This window comes from Pseudomonas sp., from assembly GCF_037994325.1.
Classification (GTDB): Bacteria; Pseudomonadota; Gammaproteobacteria; order Pseudomonadales; family Pseudomonadaceae; genus Aquipseudomonas.
The window spans coordinates 1-8262 of sequence record NZ_JBBNAH010000705.1; the positions used below are offsets into that span (position 1 = coordinate 1).

At 58.9% G+C, this 8262-nt stretch carries 11 protein-coding genes and 1 pseudogene; 5 read left to right on the forward strand and 7 right to left on the reverse strand.

Going from position 1 to position 8262, the window contains the following annotated elements:
• Window positions 1-31 precede the first annotated feature (31 nt).
• Genes raiA through AAAB16_RS23315 form a run of 4 tightly spaced genes read left to right on the forward strand, consistent with a single transcriptional unit; the run spans window position 32 to window position 1998 of the window.
• Window positions 32-340: a ribosome-associated translation inhibitor RaiA gene (gene raiA, locus AAAB16_RS23300; protein ID WP_108096173.1), complete on the forward strand. Its 309-nt coding sequence runs from the start codon at window positions 32-34 to the stop codon at window positions 338-340.
• Window positions 341-354: 14 nt separating this feature from the next.
• Window positions 355-819, forward strand: coding sequence for a PTS IIA-like nitrogen regulatory protein PtsN (gene ptsN / locus AAAB16_RS23305; protein ID WP_110616720.1), 465 nt, complete (start codon window positions 355-357; stop codon window positions 817-819).
• Between the two features lie 18 nt (window positions 820-837).
• Window positions 838-1692, forward strand: a complete 855-nt coding sequence (gene rapZ / locus AAAB16_RS23310; RefSeq protein ID WP_110616721.1) for an RNase adapter RapZ — start codon at window positions 838-840, stop codon at window positions 1690-1692.
• Between the two features lie 33 nt (window positions 1693-1725).
• The gene (locus tag AAAB16_RS23315) at window positions 1726-1998 is read left to right on the forward strand and encodes an HPr family phosphocarrier protein (RefSeq protein ID WP_340665486.1); all 273 of its coding nucleotides are present in this window, start codon (window positions 1726-1728) and stop codon (window positions 1996-1998) included.
• 13 nt (window positions 1999-2011) lie between these two features.
• On the opposite strand, the gene AAAB16_RS23320 is transcribed toward AAAB16_RS23315, so the two are convergent.
• The 6 genes from AAAB16_RS23320 to pmbA all read right to left on the reverse strand — a co-directional run bounded on the left by AAAB16_RS23320 (window position 2012) and on the right by pmbA (window position 7388).
• Window positions 2012-2917 (reverse strand): ZIP family metal transporter, encoded by a 906-nt coding sequence (locus AAAB16_RS23320; RefSeq protein WP_340665487.1) that lies wholly within the window; start codon window positions 2915-2917, stop codon window positions 2012-2014.
• Between the two features lie 38 nt (window positions 2918-2955).
• Window positions 2956-3567 (reverse strand): superoxide dismutase, encoded by a 612-nt coding sequence (locus AAAB16_RS23325; protein WP_340665488.1) that lies wholly within the window; start codon window positions 3565-3567, stop codon window positions 2956-2958.
• Between the two features lies 1 nt (window position 3568).
• On the reverse strand, window positions 3569-4036 hold the full coding sequence (locus AAAB16_RS23330; RefSeq protein ID WP_340665489.1) for a hypothetical protein: 468 nt from the start codon (window positions 4034-4036) through the stop codon (window positions 3569-3571).
• A 31-nt stretch (window positions 4037-4067) separates the two neighbouring features.
• Window positions 4068-5444 carry a class II fumarate hydratase gene (locus tag AAAB16_RS23335; RefSeq protein WP_340665490.1) on the reverse strand — a complete coding sequence of 459 codons (1377 nt, stop codon included), beginning with the start codon at window positions 5442-5444 and terminating at the stop codon, window positions 4068-4070.
• Window positions 5437-5739 (reverse strand): hypothetical protein, encoded by a 303-nt coding sequence (locus AAAB16_RS23340; RefSeq protein ID WP_340665491.1) that lies wholly within the window; start codon window positions 5737-5739, stop codon window positions 5437-5439. The genes AAAB16_RS23335 and AAAB16_RS23340 overlap by 8 nt, the downstream gene beginning before the upstream one ends.
• 302 nt (window positions 5740-6041) lie before the next feature.
• Window positions 6042-7388 (reverse strand): metalloprotease PmbA, encoded by a 1347-nt coding sequence (gene pmbA, locus AAAB16_RS23345; protein ID WP_340665492.1) that lies wholly within the window; start codon window positions 7386-7388, stop codon window positions 6042-6044.
• Window positions 7389-7485: 97 nt separating this feature from the next.
• On the opposite strand from pmbA, the gene yjgA reads away from it, so the two are divergent.
• Window positions 7486-8004, forward strand: coding sequence for a ribosome biogenesis factor YjgA (gene yjgA, locus AAAB16_RS23350; RefSeq protein WP_340665493.1), 519 nt, complete (start codon window positions 7486-7488; stop codon window positions 8002-8004).
• Between the two features lie 76 nt (window positions 8005-8080).
• Here yjgA and tldD read toward each other — a convergent pair.
• Window positions 8081-8262: pseudogene (gene tldD / locus AAAB16_RS23355) on the reverse strand (metalloprotease TldD); the annotation flags it as partial.

Genomic DNA, 8262 nt, shown 5'->3' on the forward strand with positions numbered 1-8262 from the left:
CTCTTACACACGGCAATAAGGAGAAAGCGGTATGCAAGTCAACATCAGTGGACATCAGCTGGATGTGACCGACGCCCTACGCGACTACATCGACGAAAAACTCAGTCGATTAGAACGCCACTTCGACAAGATCACCAACGTGCAAGTGACCATGGAGGTCGAGAAGCTCAAACAGAAAATCGAGGCAACTTTGCACATCGCCGGTGGCGAAGTTGTCGCCAACGCCGAACATGACGACATGTACGCAGCTATCGATCTACTTACCGACAAACTCGACCGCCAACTCATCAAACATAAGGAAAAGCAGCTAGGTCGCCTGCAAGGCGCCACAGCTCGCTGACACCACCCCAACCCATGATTCGACTTGAAAATATCCTGACCCCCGGCCGCTCCCTTGTGGGCGTGCCGGGAGGCAGTAAAAAGCGTGTACTCGAACAAATTGCCAACCTGGTCGCCCGCGAATTGCCCGACCTCGACGGCCAAGACATTTTCGAAAGTCTGGTAGCCCGGGAAAAACTCGGCTCTACCGGCTTTGGCAATGGCATCGCCATTCCACACTGCCGCTTGCCCGGTTGCCCCTCGCCCATCAGCGCCCTGCTGCGCCTGGAATCGGCGGTCGACTTCGACGCCATTGACGGTGCACCGGTTGACCTGCTGTTTGTGCTGCTGGTGCCAGAAGCGGCTACCGACGAACACTTGGAGCTATTGCGCCAGATCGCCAGCATGCTCGACCGTAGCGATGTTCGCGAACAACTGCGCCACGCCCCTACCAGCGAACGTCTCTACCAGGTTGTCGTCGACGTACAAAACGGCCGCTAAGCGAACGGGTGACTGTGCATGCGTTTGATCATCGTCAGTGGCCGTTCCGGTTCAGGTAAAAGCACGGCGCTGGATGTGCTTGAAGACAATGGCTTCTACTGCATTGATAACCTGCCTGCGGGCCTGCTGCCCGAGTTAGCCGAACGCTCGCTGCTGCACACCGAGCTGTTGCAACCCTTGGTGGCGGTGTCCATCGACGCCCGTAACCTGCCTAGCCAACTCAAACGTTTTCCAGAAATTCTCGCCGAAGTTCGGGCCCGGCATATCCATTGCGATGTGCTGTATCTGGACGCCGACGACGAAACCCTGCTCAAGCGCTTTTCCGAAACCCGTCGCCGCCACCCGCTGACCAGCGACGAACGCTCGTTGGCCGAAGCTATCCACGACGAAAGCGTGCTGCTAAGCCCGATCACCGATCTGGCTGACCTGAAAATCGACACCACCCACCTGAACCTCTATCAGTTGCGCGACACCTTAAAGCTGCGCCTGCTGAACAAGCCGGAGCCGGGTACGGCGTTTCTGGTTGAATCGTTTGGGTTCAAGCGTGGTATGCCGGTAGATGCCGACTTAGTGTTCGATGTGCGCTGCCTGCCCAACCCGTACTGGAAGCCTGAGCTGCGTGAGCATTCAGGGTTGGATTTGGTAGTCGCTGAATACCTGCAAGAACAGCCCGACGTACAGGAAATGTACGACGATATTTATGCCTATTTGCACAAATGGCTGCCGCGTATCGCCGCCAGCAACCGTTCTTATGTCACTGTCGCCATTGGCTGCACGGGCGGTCATCATCGCTCGGTATACCTGGCGGATCGCCTGGGCAAAGAACTGAAAAAAACCCTAAAAAATATTCAGGTTCGCCACCGCGATCTTTAATGGCCGAATCTTTTTAGAAGGACTTAAGCAGCAATGCCTGCCTGTGAAATCACCATCATCAACAAACTCGGCCTGCATGCCCGCGCCGCCGCCAAATTCGTTGGCGTAGCCGGCCGTTTTCCGTGCCAGATTCGTATCGGTCGCTCGCCGGAAAGCAGCGTCGACGGCAAAAGCATTATGGCGGTTATGATGCTCGCCGCCGGCAAAGGCACAGCCATTCATTTGAGCACCGAAGGCGAGCAAGGCGATGAAGCCCTGGCTGCGCTGGTGGAGTTGATTAACAACCGCTTCGACGAAGGCGAGTAACGCCCCTCCCCCGCTAACGTGCCAGCACGGCGCCAAGCACCATCATCAAGCAGAATCCGGTCGCCAGCCCCAGGCTGGCGTAGGTGCCGTTACCTTTGCGGTGCAGCTCCGGAATGATTTCGTGGGTGATGACAAACAGCATCGCCCCCGCCGCCAGAGACAACCCCCACGGCAACAAGATTTCCGACAGCCCCACCAGCCACGCGCACAGCACGGCAAACAGCGGCTCTACCAAGCCTGAGGCGACGCCAATGGCGGTGGCTTTAATCCGCGACATACCGGCCGCCACCAGCACCAGCGCAATAATCAAACCCTCGGGCACATTCTGCAGGGCGATACCCATGGTCAGCGCATCGGCCGTCTGCGTTGCTGCGCCAAATGACACGCCCACGGCCATGCCTTCAGGAATGTTGTGCAGTACGATCGCCACCACAAACAGCACCACTTTCGGAGTGATCACCGGCAGCGCGTGATCGGCCGGCAGCTCATGCACCATCGGCGTTTGCGGCAATAGCCGGCCAGCCAGAAACAAAGCAATGGCCCCAACAAACACCGCAAAGCTGACCAACGCCGTGGCCATCACCTCGCCGTATCCCAATGCGCGGGCAGCAGCGAGCCCCGGCATAATCAACGAAAACGACGTGGCGGCCAGCATCACGCCAACGCCCGCGCCCATGATGGCGTCCGACACCGAGGCGGCCACCCGCCGCAGCAGCAACACCGGCAAGGCGCCCAGCGCCGTACCCAATGAACAGAGCATGCCGCCCTGCAACGCACGCCACAGATGCGGATGCACCAACAGCAGCGCCTCCGCCTGGCGAAACAGTAAAAAACCGCCGGCGATAACGATCAGAAAACCCAGGGAACGACGCAGCGGTTTACCGCCTACGGTGGACAACGAGTGCAGGGAAACGGGCATGAGTAAACCTTGTCAGCAAACCACCGTCAGCGGCGACGTCAACTCAGTGCCTGGCGATAACGGCGCAGCACTTCGGGCCAATTGATCACGTTGAAAAACGCGCCGATGTATTCCGGGCGACGGTTCTGGTAGCGCAGGTAATAGGCGTGCTCCCATACGTCCAGGCCGAGGATTGGCGTATTGCCGGTCATCAACGGGCTGTCCTGATTGCCGCTGCTCTCCACCAGCAATTTTTTCTCCGGGGTCACGCTCAGCCAGGCCCAGCCGCTGCCGAAGCGGGTCAGTGCCGCCTTGGTAAAGGCCTCTTTGAATTTTTCGAAGCCGCCCAATTGCTCGTCGATGGCGGCGGCCAATTCTTCTTGCGGCAGGCCGCCGGCGTTTTCAGCCATCACCTGCCAGAACAGCGAGTGATTGGCGTGGCCGCCGCCGTTGTTGATCACCGCAGCACGGAGGTTTTCCGGTACGTCACTCAGACGGGTCAGCAACTCTTCTACCGGCAACTGGCCCAGCGCATTGCCTTCCAGCGCCGCGTTGAGGTTGTTGATGTAAGCCTGATGGTGCTTGCTGTGGTGAATCTCCATGGTCTGGGTGTCGATGTGCGGCTCAAGCGCGCCATAGGCATAAGGCAGTGCAGGCAAGCTGTAGGTCATTTCAGGACTCTCCGTAAACGCGGTGACTAAGGACGCGATGACCCGACTTGATCACCCGCTGTGGCTTATGGGTAATGCGCGAGCAGGCCAGCAAATACTCGGTGCTCGGGTATTGGCCGTGCTCGGCGATAAAGCTGAGAAGTTCGGTGTAAGTGCGCTGGCTATGGCGCAACGCGGTGTCGCGCAACACCCCTGGCAGACGCGGACTTTCCGAGGCCTCCAAGAGGTACTCATGCACCGCGCAGAGGTATTCCGCCGCCTCTTCTGGCTGGCCGATACGCAGGTGTAAATCGGCCAGGTTATGGTGGGAAATCACCAACGCAGCCACCGCTTCATCTGCATTCGCCCAGCGGTCGAACAGCACCTGGGCCAAGGCCAGGGCTTGCAGGTACTGCTCGCGCGCCGAATAGAAATCGCCCGCGCCGAACAGCTGATTGCCGATTTTCATCATGCCTTGCCAATGCTTCATGGACGCCTCCACACAACGAGGGAAGAAAGTCTTACAAGCCGCCAGCGGTGAGTTTTTCCGGATTCAGCAACACCTCAAGCTGGTCGCGACTGAGGTCGGTATGTTCGAGCGCCACGTCGATAATCGCGCGGCCCTCCTTGTAGGCGAGCTTGGCGATCTCGGCAGCTTGCAAGTAGCCAATGATCGGGTTGAGCGCGGTCACCAGAATCGGGTTACGCGCCAAGGCTTCATTGAGCTTGGGTTGATTGACCTTGAAGGTGGCGATGGCACGATCGGCCAGCAGACGGCTGACGTTAGTCAGCAACTCGATGCTGTACAGCAGGTTTTGCGCAATCACCGGCAGCATCACGTTGAGCTCAAAGTTGCCGGACTGGCCAGCCACGGTAATAGCGGCGTCGTTGCCGATCACCTGGGTGGCGACCATGGCCACCGCTTCCGGAATAACCGGATTGACCTTGCCGGGCATAATCGACGAACCCGGCTGCAGTGCCTCCAGCTCAATTTCCGCCAGGCCAGCCAGCGGGCCAGAGTTCATCCAGCGCAGGTCATTGGCGATTTTCATCAGCGACACGGCGGTGGTTTTCAGCTGGCCGGAGACTGCTACGACGGTGTCTTGCGAACCGATGAGGGCGAAAAAGTTATCCCCTGGCGTGAAGTGCAGGCCGGTAAGTTCTTTCAACTCCAGGCAGAAGGTTTCAGCAAAGCGCGGGTGAGCGTTAATGCCGGTGCCCACCGCCGTGCCGCCTTGAGCCAGGGCTTGCAGGCTGGGCAGCAGCAGACGCAAGTGCTGAATATTGCTCTGAATCTGCTGCGCCCAGCCGTCCAGCACCTGGCTCATACGCACCGGCATGGCGTCCATCAAATGGGTGCGCCCGGTTTTTACATAGGGCTGCACGGCCAGCGATTTTTCGCACAGCGCGCTAAGCAAATGACCGAGCGAGGGCAGCAGGCGTTCGTGCAGTTCGATGGCGGCGCTGGCATGAATGGTGGTGGGGATAATGTCGTTGCTGCTCTGGCTGCAATTGACGTGATCGTTGGGGTTCACCGGCTCGCCGAGAATGCGCGACGCCAAGGTGGCGATCACCTCATTAGCGTTCATATTCGAACTGGTGCCGGAGCCGGTCTGGAACACATCCACCGGAAAATGCGCAATAAAGTCGCCCGCGAGCAATTGCTGGCAGGCGGCGACGATGGCATCACCCTGCTCCGGCGTGATCTGTTTCAGCTCGACGTTGGCCCGCGCTGCAGCCGCCTTGGCCAAGATCAACGCCCGAATAAACGGCACCGGCATACGCAAACCCGAGACCGGAAAATTATTCACCGCACGCTGAGTTTGGGCGCCATACAACGCCTCGGCCGGGACCGCCAGCTCACCCATGCTGTCGCGTTCGCTGCGTAAATTACTCATAAGGATTTCCTTGTGCCAATTCAGAGAAAGCGATGGAGGGCGCCAGTTGCAGCGTGGCCAGGCGGTTGCGCAGGCGATTGAGCGTGCCGTGCTGATCCATGTCCTGGGCTAGGTGCTGCATGGCGTAGAGGGAGCGGTAAGCGTGGTCGAGACATACGCTGCGCCAATGCCAAGGCAGCACCGGATCGCAGGCGGTATCGAGCAGCAAATTCAGGGTGCAGACCGACATCTTCCACGGGCTGATCTGGCCGTGTTCCACCAGTTCGCAACCCTGCGCCCAATGCACCTCGAGCAAGCGCGGTTCGTTCGGCAACAGTGCGCAACGAATACGCAAACCCTGCCAATACCAGCAGTCCAAACACGGACCAAAAGGGGATCGCAGCGCCATAACTCAACCTCTAAAAAACTTGATGACATTTATTCTTATTTAGGAAGAATAATCAACAGTCGATTTAAAGGTCGAATTTAAGGCAATAAAATGCAGCGATATTCGGCGAAAACGCAGAACACGCCAGATAAACAACAAGAAGGGAAATACCGCGAGCTGGGTAGAAATACAGCCTCGGCGCACGCCCAGTCGTGCGCCTTACGAAGAAATCAGCTGCCAGCGACGGTCATTTTTTCGATCAACACCGAGCCCGTACGGATATTGCTGCGCAGCTCCAGGTCGTTACCCACTGCGACGATCTGCTTGAACATATCGCGCAGGTTGCCGGCGATGGTCACTTCCTGAACCGGGAACTGAATTTCGCCATTCTCGACCCAGAAACCACCCGCGCCACGGGAATAATCGCCGGTCACCATATTCAGCCCCTGGCCCATCAGCTCAGTGACCAACAGGCCACGGCCCATACGCTTAAGCAGGGCCTTCTGGTTTTCATCGCCATGGCTGACAAACAGGTTATGCACGCCCCCGGAGTTGGCCGTGCTCGGCATGCCCAGCTTGCGGCCCGAATAGGTGCCAAGAATGTAGGACTGCAACTGCCCCTTCTCGACAAAAAACTTGCCGTAGGTGGCCAAGCCATCGCCATCGAAAGAAGCACTGCCCAGCGCCCCACGAATATGCGGGCGCTCATCCAGGCTTAACCACTCAGGAAATACCATCTGCCCCAAGCTGCCTTCGAGAAACGACGATTTGCGGTAAATGCTGCCGCCCGACACCGCCGAGAGAAAATGACTGAACAGCCCAGTGGCCAGTTCAGCAGCAAATAACACCGGTACTTCACAGGTCGGCACCGGACGCGCGCCCAGGCGGCTTACGGCGCGCTCGGCGGCGCGGCGACCAATGCTCGCCGCGTCGGCCAAATCTTCACCACAGCGGCTAACGTCATACCAATAATCGCGCTGCATCAGGCCATCGGCCTCGGCGATCATCACGCAGCTCAAGCTCTGCCGGGTGCTGGCGTAACCGCCGACAAAACCGTTGCTGTTGCCGTATACGCGGCAACCTTGGTGGGTATTGAGGCTGGTGCCATCGGCGTTTTTGATTCGCGCATCGGCGTCAAAAGCGGCGGCTTCACATTCCAGCGCGCGCTCAATGGCTTGCTCGGGGGTGATATCCCAGGCGTGGTAAAGGTCCAAGTCAGGCAGGTCACGCGCCATCAACTCCGCGTCAGCCAGGCCCGAGCAATCGTCTTCCGAGGTGTGTTTCGCGATGGCCAAAGCGGCTGCAACGGTTTCACGAATCGCTGCATCGCCGCTGGCCGAGGTGCTGGCCGAGCCTTTGCGCTGGCCCAAGTAGAGGGTAATGCCAAAGCCCTGGTCGCGGTTGAACTCGACGGTTTCCACTTCGCGCTGGCGCACCGAAGTCGACAAGCCCTGCTCCACCGATACCGCCACTTCGCAGGCGCTGGCGCCCTGGGCCTTGGCTTCGGCGAGAATTCGCGCGACCTGCTCCTGCAATTGCGGCAGGGCCTGCGGCCCAACTACGTCTGCTGCACTCATAACCTACAACTCCAGTTCTAAGACCAGTCACCTGGCCAGGCCGGACAAGCGGCCTCTGACTCGTTATCATGGCGGCGTTTCCAACTGGATCTGCCCCATGTCTGACTATTCCGACGACTTCTCCGAAGAGAAGAGCAAAACTCAGGTCAAGCGCGAACTGCATGCGCTGGTTGACCTTGGCGAACGCCTGACCACGCTCAAACCCGCCCTGATCGACAAACTGCCGCTGACCGACGCCCTGCGTCGCGCCCTGGCCGAAGCGCCGAAACACACGGCGAACATCGCCCGTAAACGGCATATCCAGTTCATCGGCAAGCTGATGCGTGATCAGAACATCGATGAAATCTTGGTACTGCTGGATCAACTTGATGCCTCGACCCGGCAGTACAACGAACGCTTCCACAACCTTGAGCGCTGGCGTGACCGTTTGGCCACTGGCACCGACGACGTGCTTGAAGCCTTTGTCGCCGAATACCCGGACGCCGACCGTACCCACCTGCGTCAGCTGATCCGTCAGGCCCAGCATGAAACGGCACAAAACAAAGCCCCGGCCGCCACACGCAAAATCTTCAAATACATCCGCGAACTGGATGAAACCAAGCGTGGGTTGCGTTAAGCGCTGAAGCCCAACGGGACCGATACGCACCGGCCTTCGGCCGGTTTGTTGGGCTTCGCCGTTGGCTCAACCCAACCTACGCGCCGCCAGTCCCACCCACGGTAATCAAATCAATCTTCAGCGTCGGCTGTCCCACTCCGACTGGCACCGACTGCCCGTCTTTGCCGCAAACACCCACGCCGCTATCCAGCGCCAAATCGTTGCCGACCATGGACACCTTGCTCATGGCTTCCGGGCCATTGCCGATCAGGGTGGCGC